Origin of the sequence: Siccirubricoccus sp. G192 (genome assembly GCF_019084075.1) — a bacterium.
In the GTDB taxonomy this organism is placed as follows: domain Bacteria; phylum Pseudomonadota; class Alphaproteobacteria; order Acetobacterales; family Acetobacteraceae; genus G192.
On sequence record NZ_JAHREN010000001.1, the window covers coordinates 4,878,649 to 4,897,253 of the forward strand.

Genomic DNA, 18,605 nt, shown 5'->3' on the forward strand with positions numbered 1-18,605 from the left:
ACAACGGAGGAACGTGCCGGTGGTTCATCGTCACGGGGGCGTGCTGTTGCCGGCGGCCTATCCCTCCGCCAGCGGGTGATGCGCCTCCACCAACGCCTTCAGCCGCTCCTCCAGCACCTGGGTATAGATCTGGGTGGTGGCGATATCGGCATGGCCCAGCAGCAATTGCAGGCTGCGGAGATCGGCGCCGCGCCCGAGCAGATGGCTGGCGAAGGAATGCCGCAGCACATGCGGGCTGACCCGCGCCGGCTCGATCCCCGCCGCCAGCGCCGCATCCTTCAGCAGCAGGCCGAGATGCTGCCGCGTCATGTGGCCGGAGGCGCCGCGGGCGGGAAACAGCCAGCGCGGCGGCAGGGCGGCGGGCTTGCCCTCGGCCTTTCTCCCGGCCTTCCCCCTGGGGCGCTCGCCCAGCGCCTCGCGCGCCGCCAGCGCCGCGTCCCGCGCCCGGGCCGAGATCGGCACCAGCCGCTCCCGCCCGCCCTTGCCGCGCACCGCGATCAGCGCCGCGTCGGGGCGCAGCGCGGCGGCGGGCAGCGCCACCAGCTCGCTGGCCCGGAGGCCGGAGCAATAGAGCAGTTCCAGCGCCGCCGCCGCCAGCGGGCCACGGTGGCCGGGCAGCCGGCCGGCGCCCTCGATCAGCGCCGCCACCTCCGCTTCGGCGATCGGCTTCGGCAGGGTGGGGGGCAGGCGGGGGCTGTCCAGCAACTCGGTCGGGTCCTCCTGCCGCACCCCCTCGCGGGCCAGGAAGCGGTAGAATTGCCGCAGCGCGGAGAGGCGCCGGGCGGCGGTGCGAGGCTTCAGCCCGGCATCGGCCAGGCGGCGCAGATAGGCCCGCAGCAACTCGGCATCCGCGCCCGCAGGGGCCTGGCCGGCCGCCCGGGCGAAGCCGGCGAAATCCTCGAGGTCGGCGCCATAGGCGGCCAGGGTATTGGGCGCGGCGCCCCGTTCCGCCGCCAGCATCTCCAGGAAGGCTTCGAGGTGCCGCCCGTCAGGGCTGCCGGCGGGCCGGGCGGCGCCCGGTGCCGCCGGTCCGGCGGGCGGCTGCTCCGGCCCGCTCACGCCTGGCACCCAGGGCGCCGGGGGCCGGGCGGCAGGCTACGGCGCATTGCAGTCCCAACCGGACTGCGATGCGCCGTAGCCTGTTGTTTTACGAGCAGATTCACGCCTCCGGGCGTCTCCACCCTCCAGCGATCCGCTCTACCGGGTCTGGAACCGGTCATTGGGCAGCACGCGATCCACCGGGGCGGGGCTGACGGAGGGCGGGAAAGCCCCCACCGCCAGCAGTCCGATCACCAGGACGCCGGCCAGGATCGCGGCGAGAAGCAGGTAGGGTCGACGGAACATCGGGGGCAGGGTCCTCGCGCGCGGCCGCCGGTGTGCTAGCCTTGGTCATCGTGTCGCGCAACACCATCAACGCCTTCGCTCCCTCCACTGCAGGTCATGCCCCCGGTCCGGCCCTCGATGGCTGCATCGGCCCGCAGCCGCATGGGGGTTCCCCGGCCCCGCATCCCTGGGGCCGCAGCATCGTGCTGGTCGGCATGCCGGGGGCCGGGAAATCCTCCATTGGCCGCCGCCTGGCCGCCCGGCTCGGCCTGCCCTTCCTCGATGCCGATACCGAGATCGAGGCCGCCGCCGGCCAGCCCATCACCGAGATCTTCAGCCGCTACGGCGAGGCGCATTTCCGCGACGGCGAGCGCCGGGTGATCTCCCGCCTCATCGCCGGCCCGCCGGTGGTGCTGGCCACCGGCGGCGGCGCCTTCACCGACCCGCGCACCCGGGCGGCGGTGCGGGCGGCCGGCGCCGTCTCGGTCTGGCTGAAATGCCGGCACGCCACCCTGCTCCGCCGCGTCGCCGGACGCGAGCACCGCCCGATGTTCCTCAATGCCGATCCCGGCCTGGTGCTGGACCGGCTGATGACGGCGCGCCACCCCCTCTATGCCGAGGCCGATATCGTGATCGCCTGCACCGACGAGAGTCCCGAGGTCACCACCCGCCGCGTCGCCGAGGCCCTGGCGGCCTGGCAGCCGCCCGCCCGCCTGCCGGTGACGCTGGGCGAACGCAGCTACGACATCCTGGTGGGCCGCGGGCTGCTGGCCCGCGCCGGGGCGCTGCTGGCGCCGGTGCTGCCGGCCCGGCGGGTGGCGATCGTCACCGATGCCACGGTCGGGCCGCTGCACCTGCCCACGCTGCGGGAGGGCCTGGCCGAGGCCGGCTTCAACATCGCCACCGAGGTCACCGTGCCCCCAGGCGGATCGAGCAAGGGCTTCGCCACCCTGGAATCCGTGCTGGAGCAATTGCTGGCCGCGGGGATCGAGCGGCGCACGGCGGTCATCGCGCTGGGCGGCGGCGTAGTGGGGGATCTCGCCGGCTTCGCCGCGGCGGTGGCGCTGCGCGGCCTGCCCTTCGTGCAGGTGCCGACCACCCTGCTGGCCCAGGTGGACAGCAGCGTCGGCGGCAAGACCGGCGTGAACCTGGCCGCCGGCAAGAACCTGGCCGGCGCCTTCCACCAGCCGCGCCTGGTGCTGGCCGATACCGGGACCCTGGCCACCCTGCCGCCGCGCGAACTCCGCGCCGGCTATGCGGAGGTCGCCAAGCACGGGCTGCTGGCCGGCGAGACGCTCTGGCGCTGGTGCGAGGCTGAAGGCCCGGCGCTGGTGGCCGGCGACCCGGCGGCGCTCGCCCATGCGGTGCTGGAAAGCTGCCGCCTGAAAGCCGCCGTGGTGGCGGGGGACGAGCGCGAGGAAAGCCCCGAGGGCGGCCGCGCCCTGCTCAATCTCGGCCATACCTTCGGCCATGCGCTGGAGGCCGAATGCGGCTATGGCGGCACCCTGCTGCATGGCGAGGCGGTGGCGGTGGGGCTCGGCCTCGCCGCCGCGCTCTCGGCCAGGCTCGGGCATTGCAGCCAGGAATTGCCGGGGCGGGTGGTGTCCCACCTTGCCGCTTGCGGCCTGCCCGCCCGCATCGCCGACCTGCCGCGCGGCTTCGCGGTGGCGGCGCTGCTCGGGCGGATGCGGAAGGACAAGAAGGTGCGGGACGGCGCGCTGCGCTTCGTGCTGCTGCGCGGCCCGGGCGAGGCCTTCACCGCCGCCGACGTGCCGATGGAGGCGGTGGAGGCGCTGCTGCGCGACGAGGGCTGCGAGGGCTGAGACGCCCGGTCGTCCGGCGGCGCAGCCGGAGGGCGTGAACCGGTCCGCAGGACACAAGCCGCGCCTACCCGGCCTCCGCCGCAGCCTCCTCCGGCGCCAGCCGCAGCACCACGCGGGTGCCGCCCTCCCCGGTGAGCTCGGTCGCGAGCGTCGCGCCGATCTGCCGGGACAGGGCCCGGATCACCGTCGCGCCCAGGCTCGCCGCCCGGCCTTCCGGCGAATCCTCATCCGGCAGGAAGCGGCCCTGGCCCTCCACCATGGCCAGCAGCACCCCCTCCTCCAGCCGGGCGGAAAGCCGCACCGGCCCCGCGCCGGGCTCGGCATGGCGCAGCGCCTTCGCCACCAGCTCGCTCAGGATCAGCGCCAGCGGAATCGCCCGCTCGGCATCGAGCGTCAGCCCCTCCGGGGCCTCGGTGCGGAGATCGGCGCCGGGGTGCTGCACCGCGGCGCCGGCGGCCAGTTCGTGCAGCATGTCGGCGAGCCGCACATGTTTCAGGTCCGGGCTGTTCTGCAGGGCGCGATGCGCCTCCGCCACCGCCTGCACCCGCACCGTCGCGGCCTCCAGCGCGATGCGGGCCGCGGGCTCCTCCATCCGCCCGGCCTGCAGGCGGAGCAGCGCGGCCACCAGTTGCAGGCTGTTCTTGATGCGGTGCTCGGCCTCCCGCGCCAGGGCCTGCTGCGCCGCCAGCGCCTCCCGCAGCGCGTCCTCGGCGCGGTGCCGGTCCTCCATGTCGGTGCAGGTGCCGACCCAGTGGCGGATGCGGCCGGCCGCGTCGCGCACCGGCGCGCCGCGCACCTGGAACCAGCGATAGCCGCCATCGGCGCCACGCAGGCGGGTATCGGCCTCGTAGTCGCCGCCGCCCTCCAGCGCCGCCTCCCAGGCCAGGCTCAGCGCCGGCGCGTCCTCCGGGTGCAGCATGGCGAGCCAGCCGCCGTGCCGCGCCGCCGCCAGGTCGAGCCCGGCTTGGCGGCGCAGGCGCTGGTTCATGTATTCCGGCTCGCCCCGCGCATCGGTCTGCCAGACCAGGTGCGGCATGGCCTCGGCCAGGGTGCGGAAACGGTCCTCGCTGGCCAGCAGCGCCTGTTCGGCGCGCTTGCGGAGGTCGATATCGGTATTGGCGCCCACCCATTCGATGACCCGCCCGGCGGTGTCGCGCAGCGGCACGGCGCGGGCCGCGGTCCAGCGCCAATCGCCATCGGCATGGCGGAGCCGGTATTCGGTGTCATAGGCCCTGCCCAGCGCCAGGGCGGCGGCCCAGGCATCCCGCACCCGCTCCCGGTCCTCGGGATGCACGGCGTCGAGCCAGCCCCAGCCGGCCGCCTCCGCGGGTGCCTGGCCGGTGAATTCCGCCCAGTCGGCACCGTGCAGCAGGCGGCCATCCGGCGCGGTGGTCCAGACCGCCAGCGCGCCGGCCTCGACCAGGGCGCGGTAGCGTGCCTCGCTCGCCGCCAGCGCGGCCTCGGCCCGGGTGAGGTCGGTGACGTCGCGGCAGACCAGGATGCCGCCGCTGATCCGGCCGGCCGCGTCATGGATCGGCCCGGCGCTGCACAGGATGGGCACCACGGTGCCGTCCCGCCGCCGCAGCAGCCAGGTCTCCTGCCGCACCGTCTCGCCCCGGCGGACCGCGCGGGTCAGCGGCAATTCCTCGGGCGCGGCGGGGGTGGTGCCATCCGGGCGGAAGACCTGCCAGGTGGCGGGGTGCAGGGCGGCCTCCTGGCCCAGCACCGCGGCGGCCTCCAGCCCGGCCAGTTGCAGCCCGTGGGCGCTGACGCGGATCAGGCGGGCCTCCGGCGCCTCGGCCAACAGCAGCCCTTCGGGGATATGGTCGAAGAGCGCGTCCAGGGTCGCCTGCGCCGCCTCCGCCCGGCGCAGCGCCGCCTGCTGGGCGGTCACGTCGCGGAGCTGCGCCAGCACGCCCCAGATGGCGCCCTGCGGGTCGTGCAGCGGCGTCGCCTCGATCTCCCAGAAGCCCGGCACGGCATCGGGGCGGAGCCGCAGCGGCTGGCCAGGCGTGCGGCGGGCGGCACCGGTCAGCCGCACCTGTTCGAGAGCGGCGAGATGCCCCGCCGCCGCCAAGTCCGGGAAGGCCGCCGCCAGGGAGAGGCCGAGCAACTCCGCCGCCTCCCGCCCGGCCGCCAGGCAGAAGGCCGGATTGGCATAGAGGAACCGCTGCGCCGGGCCGCCGAACACTACGGTGGGGTTCGGCGAGCCCTCGGCGAAGCCGCGGATCGGTTCGATATCGGGCGCGGTCGGGCGGCCATTGTCAGGCACGGTCCGCTTACCCCCCCTCAAGGCTGGAAAATGCTGGATGCTGAATGGATAGGACGCCGTTCCTCTTACCGGAAACGGCGCGGCGCGACGAATGAAGACCCCGTTGGTTGCCATCACAGCCGGATGATTGCCGCATTGCTGCGTGAGGGCCTGCCTGGGCCGTATTTCGGTTTTCCTCGCAGATCCGGCACCGATGGTGCTCCGGCCGGACAGGCGGCGCACCGTGTCCGGGACGCCGCCCTGCCCGCCGCAAAGAGGACCGACAATGCGCCGGTCAGGCCGCCTTGCGCTTGCGAACCAGGGCCAGGCCCAGCAAGGCTGTGCCGAAAAGGGCGAGGGAGGCGGGCTCGGGAACCGCGACCGAACTCACCAGGAAGAAGCCGGCGCCAGCCCCGAAGGGCGACAGCAGCACGGTGCCACCAATGGAGTGGTTGCCGACGCCAAGTGCGAAGACACCATGGCTGATGTTCGGATTGGCCAGGCAGGCGCTGATGTCACCGCCGCAGTCCGACCCTGGAACGGGAACCGATGTAGGCCCAAGCAGGCTCCCGAAGTCGGTGACGTTGAACTGATCGCCCGAGCTGAATCCATCGAGAAGAGTCAAAGTACCCGGAGCGGACAGGGTGAAGGTCCAGGGGGCATCGGGTGCCGCGATGCTGGGAGGATTGACGCCAAGTATGAAGCCGGCGCCGCTGGTCAGGCTGGAACCGACATCTCTGAAACCAAATGTGTACCACTGATCCAGCGCGATCGGGGCGGCATTCGCTCGCAGTCCACCCAGAGCTGACGCCGCAATGAAAAGGCCCAGACAGAAAAGCTTTCGAAGCATGGTAGCCTCCGCTTGGTGTTTCACCCTCTGCGCGCAACCGCACGCTGCCTGCTGAAGCAAATTCCATGCCGCTGAAAATGAGGCTCTTTTCCCAAGGGCTTAGCAACGCAATTTTTGTGCATTCAAAATGATGTAAACAATCCCGACATTCTGTAAATCAAGGGACAGGAATGCGAGCACCGCAGGCCATACCGGCCTGCCATTGGATTGCCGTTCCGAACCCGACCCTGTCTCGAAACCACGCCTCTTCCGCCCGCGCCTCCTCTGCTGGCCAAGGACATCGCCGTATGGCATAGGTCCTTGTTGCGCTGCACCATCCGGAGATGCCCATGCCCCTTCCCACCCCCGTCGAGCGGAAGCTGCTGCATCTGCGCGACATCCAGTTGCGCGGCTGGCAAAGGGCCGACGGGCTCTATGACATCGAGGCGCATCTGCTCGATACCAAGGCCACGTCCTTCCGCAACGAGAGCCGCGGCGAGGTGCCGCCGGGCACCCCGCTGCACGGCATGTGGCTGCGCCTGACCATCGCCGAGGACATGCAGGTGGTGGCCTGCGAGGCCTCCTCCGACCATACCCCCTATGCGATCTGCCCGCAGGCGGCGCCGATTTCAGCCGCCTGGCCGGGCTGAGGATCGGCCCCGGCTTCAACCGCGCGGTGGTCGAGCGGGTGGGCGGCACCCATGGCTGCACGCATCTGCGGGAGTTGCTCGGGCAGATGGCGACGGTGGCCTACCAGACCCTCTACCCCATCCGCGCCGCCAGGGAGCGCGAGGAGGCGGCGCGGCGGATCGCCGCCGGCGAGGCGCCGCCCCGCAAGCGCCCGGCGCTGGTCGGCACCTGCATCGCCTATGCCCCGGACAGCCCGGTGACGCTGGCGCGCTGGCCGCATCTGAAGGAGCAGCAGGCGGCGGAATAGCCTGGGCGCGCCGGCCCTCAGCCCGGCGCCAGCAGCCGCCCGCCAAGCAGCGGCCGCGCCACCCCGGTGGTGCCCGGGAAGGTCAGCGGCAGGCCGCGCGCGACCCGGGCCGCCAGCAGGCCGAAAGCCTGCGCCTCCAGCGCATCGCCATCCCAGCCCACCGCCTCCACCGGCCGCACCGGCTGGCCCAGCGCGGCTTGCAGCGCCCGCATCAGCGCCGGATTGCGCCGGCCGCCGCCGCCCACCAGCCATTGCCGCGGCGGCGCCGGGAAGTGGCGCGACGCGGCGGCGACGCAGCCGGCGGCGAAGCCCACCAGGGTGGCGGCGCCATCCGCGGGCGAGAGTTGCTCCAGCCCCGCCTCCCGCAGCGCCCGGCTGAAATCCAGCCGGTCGAGCGACTTGGGCGGCGGCGCTGCCAGGAAGGGATGCGCCAGCAGCCGCCCGAGCACCGCCGCATCCGCCCGCCCGGCCAGGGCCAGGCGGCCCTCGGCGTCGTAGTCCAGGCCGGCGGCGCGGCGCGCCCAGTCATCCAGCGGGCCATTGGCCGGGCCGGTATCGAAGGCCAGCAACGCGTCCCCAGGCCCGATCCAGGTGACATTGCCGACGCCGCCGAGATTCAGCACTGCCAGCGGCTTCGGCAGGGCATGGGCCAGGGCGGCATGGAAGACCGGCACCAGCGGCGCCCCCTGGCCGCCGGCGGCGACATCGGCGCTGCGGAAATCATGCGCCACGGGCAGGCCGGTGAGCCGCGCCAGCAGCGCCGCATCGCCCACCTGCCAGGTCCGCCCTTGCTGCGGCCGGTGCAGGATGGTCTGGCCATGGAAGCCCAGCAGGTCGGCCGCCTCGCCGGCCTCGCGGCGCAGGCGGTCGCTGAGCGCCGCCACTGCCTCGGCATGGCGGAGCGTCAGGCGGTGGACGCAATCGGCCAGGAAGGGGTCGGCCGGGTCGAGGCCAGGGGTGGGGCCAGCGGCGAGGTCCAGCAGCCGCCGCAGGTCCTGCCGCAGCGGGGCGGCATAGGGCAGGGTCAGGGCCGGGCCGGTGCGGGCGATGGTCTCGCCATCCGTCTCCACCCAGGCGGCATCCACCCCGTCCAGCGAAGTGCCGCTCATCAACCCGATGCTTCGATGCCCCATGGTTCTATGCCTGCCAGCCCTGTGCTAACGGGGGCACCCCCCGCCCTGCAAGCAAGCACGGGCGCGGCCAGGTTTCGAGTGGTTCCAGAGCATGACCGGCCCGACCAGCGACTTCCTCCACGCCGCCCAGGAGCGTGGCTACATCCACCAGGTGACGGATTCGGCGGCGCTGGATACGCGCCTGCGGGAGGGGCAGGTCGCCGCCTATATCGGCTTCGACTGCACGGCGGACAGCCTGCATGTCGGCCACCTGCTCTCCATCATGCTGCTGCGGCTGTTGCAGACCACTGGCCACCGGCCGGTGGCGCTGATCGGCGGCGGCACCACCAAGGTGGGCGACCCCTCGGGCAAGGACGAAGCCCGCCAATTGCTGACCGAGGAGCGGATCGAGGCGAACAAGGCCGGCATCCGCCGCAGCTTCGAGAGCTTCCTGGATTTCGCGCCCGGCCGCGCGCTGATGCTCGACAATGCCGCATGGCTGGACGAGCTGCGCTACATCCCCTTCCTACGCGACGTGGGCCGGCATTTCAGCGTCAACCGCATGCTGACCATGGACAGCGTGCGGCTCCGGCTGGAGCGCGACCAGCCGCTGAGCTTCCTCGAATTCAACTACATGCTGCTGCAATCCTACGACTTCCTGGAACTGCACCGGCGGCATGGCGTGACGCTCCAGATGGGCGGGTCCGACCAGTGGGGCAATATCGTCATGGGCGCCGACCTGGTGCGCCGGATGGCGAGCGCGGAAGCCTTCGGCCTGACCACGCCGCTGCTCACCACCGCCTCCGGCGCCAAGATGGGCAAGACCGCGGCCGGCGCCGTCTGGCTGAACCCGGACCGCCTCAGCCCCTATGACTACTGGCAGTTCTGGCGCAACGCGGATGACGCCGATGTCGGCCGCTTCCTGGCACTCTTCACCGAGCTGCCGATGCCGGAGGTGCGCCGCCTCGCCGCCCTGCGGGACGCCGAGATCAACGAGGCGAAGAAGCTGCTGGCCACCGAGGCCACCGCGCTGCTGCATGGCCGCGCCGCGGCGGAGACGGCGGCCGAGACGGCGCGGCGCGCCTTCGAGGAAGGCCAGGCCGCCGAGACCCTGCCCAGCCTCACCGCCAGCCTGCCGGCGCCGGTGCTCGACCTGCTGGTGGCGGCGCAACTGGTGGCGAGCAAGGGCGAGGCGCGGCGCCTGGTGGCGCAGGGCGGCATCCGGCTGAACGACGCGCCGGTGGCCGACCCGCAGCAGGTGGTGACGGCGGCCGACCTGCGGGATGGCGCCGCCAAGCTCTCGCTCGGCCGCAAGCGGCACCTGCTGGTCCGCGCGGGCTGAAGCGGGGCCGGGCGGCGCCCGGAAAACCTTCCGCCACGGCATCACAAACCCCGCCGGGCCGGCTGCGTTGCTGGCCCGGCGGTGGCTGCCGGAGGGTCCGGGCGCCGGCTGCCGGAGGGAGCCTGGCATGCGCGCACTCTGCTGGCACGGCAAGCACGACATCCGCTGCGACACGGTGCCCGACCCGAAGATCGAGCATCCCCGCGACGCCATCATCAAGGTCACGAGCTGCGCCATCTGCGGCTCCGACCTGCATCTCTACGACAACGTCATCCCCGCCATGGAGAACGGGGACATCATGGGCCACGAGACCATGGGCGAGGTGGTCGAGGTCGGCCCGGAGGCCCGCGGCAAGCTCAAGGTCGGCGACCGCATCGTGGTGCCCTTCACCATCTTCTGCGGCGAGTGCGAGCAGTGCCGGCGCGGCAATTTCTCGGTCTGCGAGCGCAGCAACCGCAACAAGGCGATGGCCGACAAGGTCTTCGGCCACACCACCGCGGGCCTCTTCGGCTATACCCACCTCACCGGCGGCTATGCCGGCGGCCAGGCCGAATACCTCCGCGTGCCCTTCGCTGATGCGACGCATATCAAGGTGCCCGCCGGGATCCCGGACGAGAAGCTGCTCTTCCTCAGCGACATCTTCCCGACCGGCTGGCAGGGCGCGGTGCAATGCGACATCCAGCCCGAGGATACGGTGTGCATCTGGGGCTGCGGGCCGGTCGGGCAGATGACGATCCGCAGCGCCCTGCTGCTCGGCGCGAAGCAGGTGATCGCCATCGACCGCGTGCCGGAACGCCTCTCCATGGCACGGGCCGGCGGCGCCACCACCATCAATTTCGAGGAGGAGAGCGTCCTCGAACGCCTCCAGGACCTCACCGGCGGCAAGGGCCCCGAGAAATGCATCGACGCGGTGGGCATGGAGGCGCATGCGACGGCCACGCTCGACAGCATCTATGACCGCGTGAAGCAGGCGGTGATGCTGGAGAGCGACCGCGCGCATGTGCTGCGGGAGATGATGTATGTCTGCCGCCCGGCCGGCGTGCTCTCGGTGCCCGGCGTCTATGGCGGGCTGATCGACAAGGTTCCCTTCGGCATGGTCATGAACAAGGGCCTGACCATCCGCACCGGCCAGACCCATGTGAACCGCTGGACCGACGACCTGCTGCGGCGCATCGAGGAAGGCCAGATCGACCCCTCCTTCGTCATCACCCATACCGTCGGGCTCGATGCCGGGCCGGGGATGTACAAGACCTTCCGCGACAAGCAGGACGGCTGCATCAAGGTGGTCCTCAAACCCTGAAATAGGCAGGTGGTGTCATGGCCCATCGACGACCCGATCGGCAGCATGCGGCATCGCGGCGCCGGCGGCGCGATTCGGCCGACAGGCTGGCGCGCGGCCTCGGCTGGTTCAGCATCGCCCTCGGCGCGACCGAGCTGCTGGCCTCGCGCGGCCTGACCCGCGCCCTCGGCATGGAGGGCAATGAGCGCCTGGTCGCCAGCTATGGGTTGCGCGAGATCGCCACCGGGGCCGGCATCCTCGCCTCGGAGAATCCGGCGCCCTGGATCTGGGGCCGGGTGGGCGGCGACGTGCTCGATCTCGGCACCCTCGCCACCGCGCTGGATGGCCGCAATCCCCGGCAGGAGAATGCCGGCCTGGCCTTCGCGGCGGTGCTGGGCGTCACCGTGCTGGACGTGATCTGCGCCCGGGCGCTCGGTGGCCGGCGGCGGCAGGGCCGGGTGGGCTTCCGGGACTATGCCGACCGCAGCGGCCTGCCGCGCCCGTCGGAGGCGATGCGCGGCGCGGCGCGGGATTTCCAGGTGCCGCGGGACATGCGGGTGCCGGAACCACTGCGCCCCTACAAGGTGGCATAGGGCAGCCCCGGCGGGAGGGCCGGAGCGCGGCCGCCCCGGGCTTCGCCCGAAGCGGCCCGGCCGCGACGCACCCGCTTGCCCCGCTGCGGCATGGAGGCTATATCGCCGCCTCCGCCGCACCGGCCATGCCGGGGCGGAGACGGGTCCGGGTGACGGAGCGTAGCTCAGCCTGGTAGAGCACTGTGTTCGGGACGCAGGGGCCGGAGGTTCGAATCCTCTCGCTCCGACCAGATCGGAACCGGCAGGCCCCTGCAGGAGCAAGCTCCTGCAGGGGCTTCGCAATTCCGGGCGGCGGTGCGGATGATCACAGCGGGGCTTGGCCGCCCCTCCAGCGCCGCCTCCGCCGCCTCTGCTGCACCAGCCGCCATCACGTTGCCGCTACGAAGCAAAGCGCGGGTTCCGCCCGCCGCACGCCCGGCGCATCGTTGCGCATAACAAGCCGGGAGGGCGACATGGCCAGATGGAGTGGGGTGCTGCTTGCTGCGGTGCTGGCGCTGGCGGCGCCTCGGGCCGAGGCGGCTCTATCCGGGCAAGCCTATTACGATGCCGCCGCCTGGCTAGCGGTGCTCCCTACGCCGGCTACGTTGGAGAGTTTCCCGAGCTACAGCATGGTCGCCTCAGATGGCTTCGGCGCCAAACCCGCTGTCGCGGTCTCCTCGGGCAGCTGGGGCGGCAGCTTCCAGTGCCTGGATGCTTTCGCCATCTGCACCGGCACCAACAGCATCACCTATACGCTGCCCTTCGAGATCATCGGCCTTGCCGGGCAGCTGGACTACCGGATGCCGATGTTCGTCGGCGCCTTCCCTCTGGACGCCTTCTACCCGCCGCTGGAGACGGGCATCCTGCCCAACGAGCCGGGCGGGTTGAGCGGTCTCTACCGCTACGACAGCTTCTTCGGCGTGCTCTTCGCCGCGCCGACCAATACCCTGACGGTGGCGCTGCGGTTCGAGAACCTGGACACTGGCGGCCCCTCTGACATGGTGAGCTTCCTGCTGACCAATGCCCGGGTCGTCACCGTGCCGGAGCCATCCGCACTGGCCCTGCTCTCCCTGGGCCTGCTCGGCATGACCCTGGCCGCCCGCCGCCGGACCTAGAATCGCAATACCCGCCCGGCGGCCCCTTGAAGGGCCGCCGGAACACCGGTCCGATGCCCTGGATTGACCTCCCGGCCCGGCGATGGCACGCCTGCCGTTGCACGGAACGATCGGCAGGGAGCGCGCGATGGCGGAGATCCTGGTCGTTGGCGCGGGCCCGGTCGGCCTGACCATGGCGGCGGAACTCGCGCGGCATGGCGCCCGCTGCCGCATCATCGACCGGCTCGCGCAGCCCCTGCCCTATTGCCGCGCCATCGGCGTGACGCCCCGCACCCTCGAAGTCTGGGATGCCATGGGGATCGCCCGCGAGATGATCGATGCCGGAATCTGGATCGAGGGGCTGCGGTCGATCCTCCACGGCCAACCGCCGAGGGATGCCCGCCTTGAGCTTCCCGACCTGCCCTATGCCCAGCTCGGCCTGCCGCAATACGAGACGGAACGCCTGCTTGCCCGCCATCTCGGCCGCTTCGGCATCACGGTCGAGCGCGGGGTCACGCTCACGGGCCTGAGCCAGGATGCGGAGGGCGTCGCGGTGCGGCTCGAACAGGCCGGGGGCGGGCCGCCTGAGAGCGCCGGCTTCCGCTACGTGGTCGGCTGCGACGGGGCGCATAGCGCCGTGCGGCGCGCGCTCGGCATCGGTTTCGAGGGCGATGCCTTCCCGATGATGTTCATGCTCGGCGATGTCCATATCGGCTGGGACCTGCCGCGCGGGATGGCGCTCCGGGCCCTGCGCCTGGTCGAGGGCGGCGCGCCCGACATGTTCATCGCCATTCCCCTGCCGGAGCCCGGCCGCTACAGGGTCTCCATGCTCGCACCCGCCGGGCTCGCCTCTCCCGGCGGTTCGGACCACGGCATCCAAGCCGAATTGCAGGGGCCGGATCTCCCGCAGATCCAGGCGGTGGCCGACGACCTGCTGCCCGACAGGCCGCGGCTCTCCGACCTGCGCTGGTCCTCGGTCTTCCGCATCAGCATGCGGCTTGCCGCGCATTACCGCCAGGGCCGGGCCTTCATCGCCGGCGACGCGGCGCATATCCATCCGCCGACCGGCGGACAGGGGATGAATACCGGCATCCAGGACGCCTGCAACCTGGCCTGGAAGCTGGCGCTGGTCCTCAAGGGCGCGGCCCCGGAGAGCCTGCTCGACAGCTACGAGGCGGAACGGCGGCCCGTCGGCGCCGAGGTCGTCGCCCGCACCCGCGCCGCGAGCGAGGGCTATGGGCGCGAGGCGGGCAGCAAGCCGGATCGCCTCGCCGATACCCAGATCCTGGTCTCCTACCGCGGCACCGGCTGGGTCCGGGATGATGCCGGCGGCGCCGCCGGCCCGGCCGCCGGCGACCGCGCCCCGGATGCCATCGGCCTCCGGCGGCACGGGGTCGGCTTCCCCCCTGCGGCTCTTCGATGTGCTGCGGGGGACGGAACACCTCCTGCTGGTGCATCTCGCCGGGGCGGGCATCCCTGGGAGCGCGGCGGATCTCGCGGGTTTCGCGCGGGAGGTGGGGCCGCGTCTCGGCCCCCATCTGCGGGTGGCCGCGATCGCGCCGGGGGCAGGCCTGCCGGAATGGCCCGGCCTTGCCTTCTACCATGATGCCGAGGGCGCATTTGCGGCCGCCTACGGCAAGGGGGAAGCGGCCTTTCTTGTCCGGCCCGATGGCCATATCGGCTGGCGCGGGCCATCCTGGCGGGATCCGGGCCTTGCCGCGCATCTGGACAGGATCCTCACCGTCCGGCCGGCTGTTCAGGCCCCGCCATCCTGACGGCTTCCGGCGGGGCGGCCCCGTTCATGAGGCCGCCCGGTCCCGTCCTGCGCGAAGCAACCGCTCAGGCCGCCTTCGCAGCCTGGCGCCGCCCGGCCAGGCCGAGGCCGAGCAGGCCCAGGCCGAACAGCGCCAGGGAGGCCGGCTCGGGGACAGGGGTGGTGTGGAAGGACTGGCCGATGGAGCTGATCTGGGCCAGCCCCAGGTCAGCCGCGGAGACGTTGATGTCCTTCGTCACATACAGGGTGGTGTAGCCGGCGCCCAGCGGGATGACTTCGGATCGGTTGCAGCCAAGCAGGCTGCAGCTGACCTCCACCTGCGCGACAATATTCGTCCTGGCGGCATCGCTGTAGACGGTCTCGGTGACCGACGCGACGGCCAGGCCGAGGAAGGTGCCGTTGAAGGTCAGGCCGATCGAGGTGATTGGGGTTGCGCTGGTCACCTGATAGGTGATGAGCGCATCGTCGAAGGTCCCGAAGCCGGCGGTGAAGCCGCTGGCGAGGTTCAGGTTGCCGCCACTGGTGGAGGCGTCGATCTGGTTGCAGTTGGTCGGGAAGGCCAGGCCGCCGGCATTGGTGATGATGCAGCCGATATTCGAGAAGGTGCTGCCGCCCGAGCTGATCGGACCCACCGTTCCCGGCGCGTTGACGAGCGGAATGGCCGAGGCGGAGCCCATGCCCAGGGTGAGGCTGAGCGCGGCCGCCGCGCAGGTCGCCAGCAGGGCGGATCTGATCTGCATGTCTTCCTCCTGGTGAAGGCGCCGGCCGGGAGCCAATCGCCTGGGATGCAGGGGCAAGCAGTGTGCCAGGATTCTGCCGGCACCGGAGGTGGGCGCGCGGGCTTGCGACACGAGTTCGTGGGCGCGTTTCTATCACGTCGATGTATTCCATGTATTCAATACTCAATCAGTCTTATCTCGGCTTCGCGACATGATCCAACGGATGCACAACTTTTTGGGTTGGGGTCTGGCCAATCGAATCCTGGCATCGGCTAACCGGCTCTGGCCGCAAGGCTGTAAGAACCGCCGACATTTTTCCCGATGTCCTGGAACGAAGTCCTGGAACGAAGTCCTGATTCATTACGGATCATCTGTTACGATTCGTTGAATATCCAGAAGAACATGGCCGTGCGCCAAAGTTTCTATTTTTAAATCCATCAGTCCGTATTCGGGACGATCATGACTTTGCTGCCGTGCCTCGCAGCCCCGCATCGGAGCGATTCGACATCAATCCGGCGCCCCGGGTGATCTCAATGGAGGAGGAGGTGCGGTGGCGCGCGGCCCGGAGTCGGGTTTCCTTACAGGTCGGCAATGCCGATCAGAGCCTATGCGGACGGCCCGTTCCCGATGATGGGAAGCGCCCTGCGGCCGACAGATCCCGCAAGGCTGTCTTGCCCGATCCGAACACGCTCCAAGAGACCGGGTTGGTCGGGCAGGTCTGACCCCGCCCCCTGCCAGGAGGCCAGTTCCTGCATTGCCCTGAGGGATGCGACCGGTCCTGGTCGGGCCGGGGGCAGCCCGGCACCGGCCGGTGGAGGCATCCGACCCATCGCAACCAATTCAGTCCGCCCGCTGGAATCCCTGTCGCAATTCTGTCCGCAACATTGCTAACTTGTAATCCCGAGCGGTGGTGCTCAGAGGGAGGCTAGCAATGAAATTCCCCGTCTTCAGGCATATCGGCGAGCATACTTGGCTCTGGATCGCCGGCTTCGCGGTGCTGGGCGCGGTCATGGCCATGCTGCGCCTGAGCACCCCGGCCGCCGTCTCCTTCATGGTGGTCGGCCTGCTGATCATGATGAAGAGCCAGGGCACCAGCATCCTGTCGGTTGTCACCGCGGATCCGGTCCCCGAAGAGGAAGCCGCGGAAAGCCCCGCTTCCGGCACAATCGCGGCCCCGACCCAAAAGGCGGCGTAGCGCGCCCGCCGGGCAGGCGGACCCGGGGAAGACCAGCTCCCGGGCCCCTGGCCCGGACCTGCAGGCAAGGCCCCGCAGGCAAGGCCCCGCAGGCGGCGCGCCGGCGGGGCTTGCCGCGCCTGCCCGCGGTCAGCCCCGGCCGGTGCCCGCTGCCCAGAGCATCAGCCGCTGCGCCGGCCAGGCCCAGGCGATGCCGGCAACCAGGAAAAAGGGCGCCTGCCAAGCCCAGTGCAGCCGCAGCACATGGTCGGCCAGCGCCACCACGCCCCCGACATAGAGCAGGAATCCGAGCAGCCCGAGCGGGATGGCGATGACGGTGCGCGACATGCGACGCCACATGGCGCAAGCCGGCGGCCGCGCCAAGCCCCGCCCCCGGTTGCGGCGCGGCGCATGGGGTGCTTAGAGCGGTCCCGACCCGCCGCCCCAGGCCCAAGCCCGCGACCCCGGAAGGACCGGCCATGACCCAGACCGCAGCCGATACGGAGACGCTCGACCTGCGGGCGCATATCCGCGGCATCCCGGATTTCCCGAAGCCCGGCATCCTGTTCTACGACATCTCCACCCTGCTCCGGCACGGCCCCGCCTGGCGCGCTGCCATGGCCAGGCTGGCCCGCATCATCCGCCCCTATCGGCCGGACCTGCTGGCCGGCATCGAGAGCCGCGGCTTCCTCGTCGCCGCCCCCCCTGGCGCTGGAACTCGGGCTCGGCTTCATCATGCTGCGCAAGCCGCGCAAGCTGCCGGGGGCGACCATCGGCCTCGACTATGCGCTGGAATACGGCTCCGACCGGATCGAGATGCAGGCGGATGCGGTGGTGCCCGGCCAGCGCGTGGTGCTGCTGGACGACCTGCTGGCCACCGGCGGCACCATGGCGGCGGCGATCGCGCTGCTACGCCAGGCGGGCGCCGAGGTGCCGGCCGCCGCGGCGCTGATCGAGCTGACCTTCCTCGGCGGCCGCACCCGCCTCGACCTGCCTTTCGAGGCGCTGCTGCGCTACGACAGTTGACACCGCCCGATGGCCGGAGGGCGCTTGCGCCCGGAGGGCTGAATCGGCCGGTAGAGGCAAACCCCCGATGGCCGCAGGGCGCCTGCGCCCGGAGGACTGAATCGGCCGGTAGAGGCAAATCCGCCCGAGGGCCGAAGGGCGCCTGCGCCCGGAGGGCCGAATCGGTCGGCGGATGCCAAACCGCCCGAGGGCCGAAGGGCTTTCCGGTCCAAGGGTTGAAGGTCGGGCGAAGGTCCGGGCCAGGTGCCCGCGCCAGCCCATCGCCGCATAGGGACCTGCCCCGGCCAGGCGGCCGGGCCGAAGCTGCAAGAGAGGGGGGACCAGCGATGACCGACCGCCTCGTGCCGACCCGGCGTGGCCTGCTGCTCGGCGCCGCCGCCGCCACCCTGCCCGGCCGGGCCGGCGCCATGCTGCCCGCCACCGCGAAGCTGCTGGTGCCGGGGCCGGAGGATGGGCCGCTGGCCCGCTGGTCGGAGCGGCTCGCCGCCGCCCTCGCCCGCGGCGCGACCAGCGCGGTGAGCCTGGAGCGCAGCGTGCTCGGCGGCGCCGATGGCGTCACCGCGGCGAACCGCTTCGCCACCCAGGCCGCGCCGGATGGCCGCACCCTGCTGGTGCTGCCCGGCGCCGCGGCGCAGGCCCGGCTGGTGGGCGACCCGCGCGCCCGCTTCGATGCCGCCGGCTGGCTGCCGGTCTGCGCCATGCAGGGGATCGCGGTGGTGGCCGGGCGGGGCTTCCCGGCCGCCGGGGCGCCGCTGCGGCTCGGCCTGCCGGCGGCGGACGCGCCCGGCGCGGCGGCGCTGCTCGGGCTCGACCTGCTGGGCGTCACCGCCACCCCGGTGCTCGGCCTGTCGCCGGACCAGGCGGAGGCGGCGCTGGCCCAGGGCGCGGTGGAGGCCATCCTGCTCCAGGGCGCCGAGGTGCCGGCCCGGCTGGCGGCGCTGCAGGCGCGGCCCTGGTTCACCCTCGATGCCGCCGGGGCGCGCGACAGCACGCTGCCGGAAACCCCGGCCCTGCCCGATCTCGCGGCCAGCGGCGCGGCGCCGCCCTCGGCGCCCCTCTGGGCCGCCTTCCACGCGGCGGCGGCGGCGGCACGGCTGCGCGCGGCGCTGGTGTTGCCGGCGCTGACCCCGGCCAATCTGGTGGCGCTCTGGCGCGGCGCAGCGCAGCGCTGGCAGGAGGAGGAGAGCCGCGCCGGCCTGCCCGCCGGGCTGCGCATCCGCACCGGGGCCGAGGCGGCGCCGCTGCTCGCCGCACTGGTGCCCCCGGCGGCGGCGACCCTGGCCTATCGGGACTGGCTGCGGCGGCGGCTGAACTGGCGCCCGGAATAGGGGCGGGACCCGTCGCCAAGGC

Annotated in this window: 15 protein-coding genes, 1 tRNA gene and 3 pseudogenes; 12 read left to right on the forward strand and 7 right to left on the reverse strand. The window is 72.1% G+C overall.

From position 1 onward, the window contains the following. Nucleotides 1-57 precede the first annotated feature (57 nt). Entirely contained in the window at nt 58-960 is a 903-nt protein-coding gene (locus tag KSF81_RS23610; protein ID WP_254454232.1) for a tyrosine recombinase, read from the reverse strand. A gap of 237 nt (nt 961-1,197) precedes the next feature. Then, nucleotides 1,198-1,344 (reverse strand): hypothetical protein, encoded by a 147-nt coding sequence (locus KSF81_RS23615; RefSeq protein WP_217381046.1) that lies wholly within the window; start codon nt 1,342-1,344, stop codon nt 1,198-1,200. A 50-nt stretch (nt 1,345-1,394) separates the two neighbouring features. Here KSF81_RS23615 and aroB point away from each other — a divergent pair, with 50 nt between their 5' ends. Next, nucleotides 1,395-3,146, forward strand: coding sequence for a 3-dehydroquinate synthase (gene aroB, locus KSF81_RS23620; RefSeq protein ID WP_375293350.1), 1,752 nt, complete (start codon nt 1,395-1,397; stop codon nt 3,144-3,146). Between the two features lie 64 nt (nt 3,147-3,210). Here the strand turns inward: aroB and KSF81_RS23625 are convergent, their stop codons facing one another. After that, a complete protein-coding gene (locus KSF81_RS23625; protein ID WP_217381047.1) occupies nt 3,211-5,418 on the reverse strand; it encodes a PAS domain S-box protein in 2,208 nt (735 codons plus the stop codon). A 274-nt stretch (nt 5,419-5,692) separates the two neighbouring features. Continuing rightward, nucleotides 5,693-6,247, reverse strand: a complete 555-nt coding sequence (locus KSF81_RS23630; protein ID WP_217381048.1) for a PEP-CTERM sorting domain-containing protein — start codon at nt 6,245-6,247, stop codon at nt 5,693-5,695. Nucleotides 6,248-6,576: 329 nt separating this feature from the next. Between KSF81_RS23630 and KSF81_RS23635 the strand changes: the two are divergent. Beyond that, nucleotides 6,577-7,163 (forward strand): annotated as a pseudogene (locus tag KSF81_RS23635) (DUF2889 domain-containing protein). 17 nt (nt 7,164-7,180) lie between these two features. On the opposite strand, the gene KSF81_RS23640 reads toward KSF81_RS23635, so the two are convergent. After that, complete coding sequence (locus KSF81_RS23640) at nt 7,181-8,296, reverse strand: anhydro-N-acetylmuramic acid kinase (protein ID WP_217381049.1); 1,116 nt, start codon at nt 8,294-8,296, stop codon at nt 7,181-7,183. Between the two features lie 91 nt (nt 8,297-8,387). On the opposite strand from KSF81_RS23640, the gene tyrS reads away from it, so the two are divergent. The 7 genes and pseudogenes from tyrS (at nt 8,388) to KSF81_RS32445 (ending at nt 14,337) form a co-directional block, all read left to right on the forward strand. Next, nucleotides 8,388-9,617 (forward strand): tyrosine--tRNA ligase, encoded by a 1,230-nt coding sequence (tyrS, locus tag KSF81_RS23645; protein WP_217381050.1) that lies wholly within the window; start codon nt 8,388-8,390, stop codon nt 9,615-9,617. 127 nt (nt 9,618-9,744) lie between these two features. After that, entirely contained in the window at nt 9,745-10,917 is a 1,173-nt protein-coding gene (locus KSF81_RS23650) for a zinc-dependent alcohol dehydrogenase (protein ID WP_217381051.1), read from the forward strand. Nucleotides 10,918-10,934: 17 nt separating this feature from the next. Further along, nucleotides 10,935-11,489, forward strand: coding sequence for a cyclase dehydrase (locus KSF81_RS23655; RefSeq protein ID WP_217381052.1), 555 nt, complete (start codon nt 10,935-10,937; stop codon nt 11,487-11,489). 153 nt (nt 11,490-11,642) lie between these two features. After that, nucleotides 11,643-11,719, forward strand: a tRNA-Pro gene (locus tag KSF81_RS23660). A gap of 222 nt (nt 11,720-11,941) precedes the next feature. Further along, complete coding sequence (locus KSF81_RS23665) at nt 11,942-12,583, forward strand: PEP-CTERM sorting domain-containing protein (protein ID WP_217381053.1); 642 nt, start codon at nt 11,942-11,944, stop codon at nt 12,581-12,583. Between the two features lie 127 nt (nt 12,584-12,710). Beyond that, nucleotides 12,711-13,766: pseudogene (locus KSF81_RS23670) on the forward strand (FAD-dependent monooxygenase); the annotation flags it as partial. Nucleotides 13,767-13,929: 163 nt separating this feature from the next. Next, on the forward strand, nt 13,930-14,337 hold the full coding sequence (locus KSF81_RS32445; protein WP_375293351.1) for a hypothetical protein: 408 nt from the start codon (nt 13,930-13,932) through the stop codon (nt 14,335-14,337). A 64-nt stretch (nt 14,338-14,401) separates the two neighbouring features. Here the strand turns inward: KSF81_RS32445 and KSF81_RS23675 are convergent, their stop codons facing one another. Continuing rightward, entirely contained in the window at nt 14,402-15,076 is a 675-nt protein-coding gene (locus KSF81_RS23675) for a PEP-CTERM sorting domain-containing protein (protein WP_254453712.1), read from the reverse strand. Nucleotides 15,077-15,986: 910 nt separating this feature from the next. On the opposite strand from KSF81_RS23675, the gene KSF81_RS23680 reads away from it, so the two are divergent. Beyond that, entirely contained in the window at nt 15,987-16,250 is a 264-nt protein-coding gene (locus tag KSF81_RS23680) for a hypothetical protein (protein ID WP_217381055.1), read from the forward strand. Nucleotides 16,251-16,379: 129 nt separating this feature from the next. Here KSF81_RS23680 and KSF81_RS23685 read toward each other — a convergent pair whose 3' ends face one another. Further along, complete coding sequence (locus KSF81_RS23685; RefSeq protein WP_217381056.1) at nt 16,380-16,577, reverse strand: DUF2842 domain-containing protein; 198 nt, start codon at nt 16,575-16,577, stop codon at nt 16,380-16,382. Nucleotides 16,578-16,708: 131 nt separating this feature from the next. Between KSF81_RS23685 and KSF81_RS23690 the strand changes: the two are divergent. Beyond that, nucleotides 16,709-17,255 (forward strand): annotated as a pseudogene (locus KSF81_RS23690) (adenine phosphoribosyltransferase). 326 nt (nt 17,256-17,581) lie between these two features. Continuing rightward, a complete protein-coding gene (locus KSF81_RS23695) occupies nt 17,582-18,583 on the forward strand; it encodes a hypothetical protein (RefSeq protein ID WP_217381057.1) in 1,002 nt (333 codons plus the stop codon). The last annotated feature ends 22 nt before the right edge of the window (nt 18,584-18,605 follow it).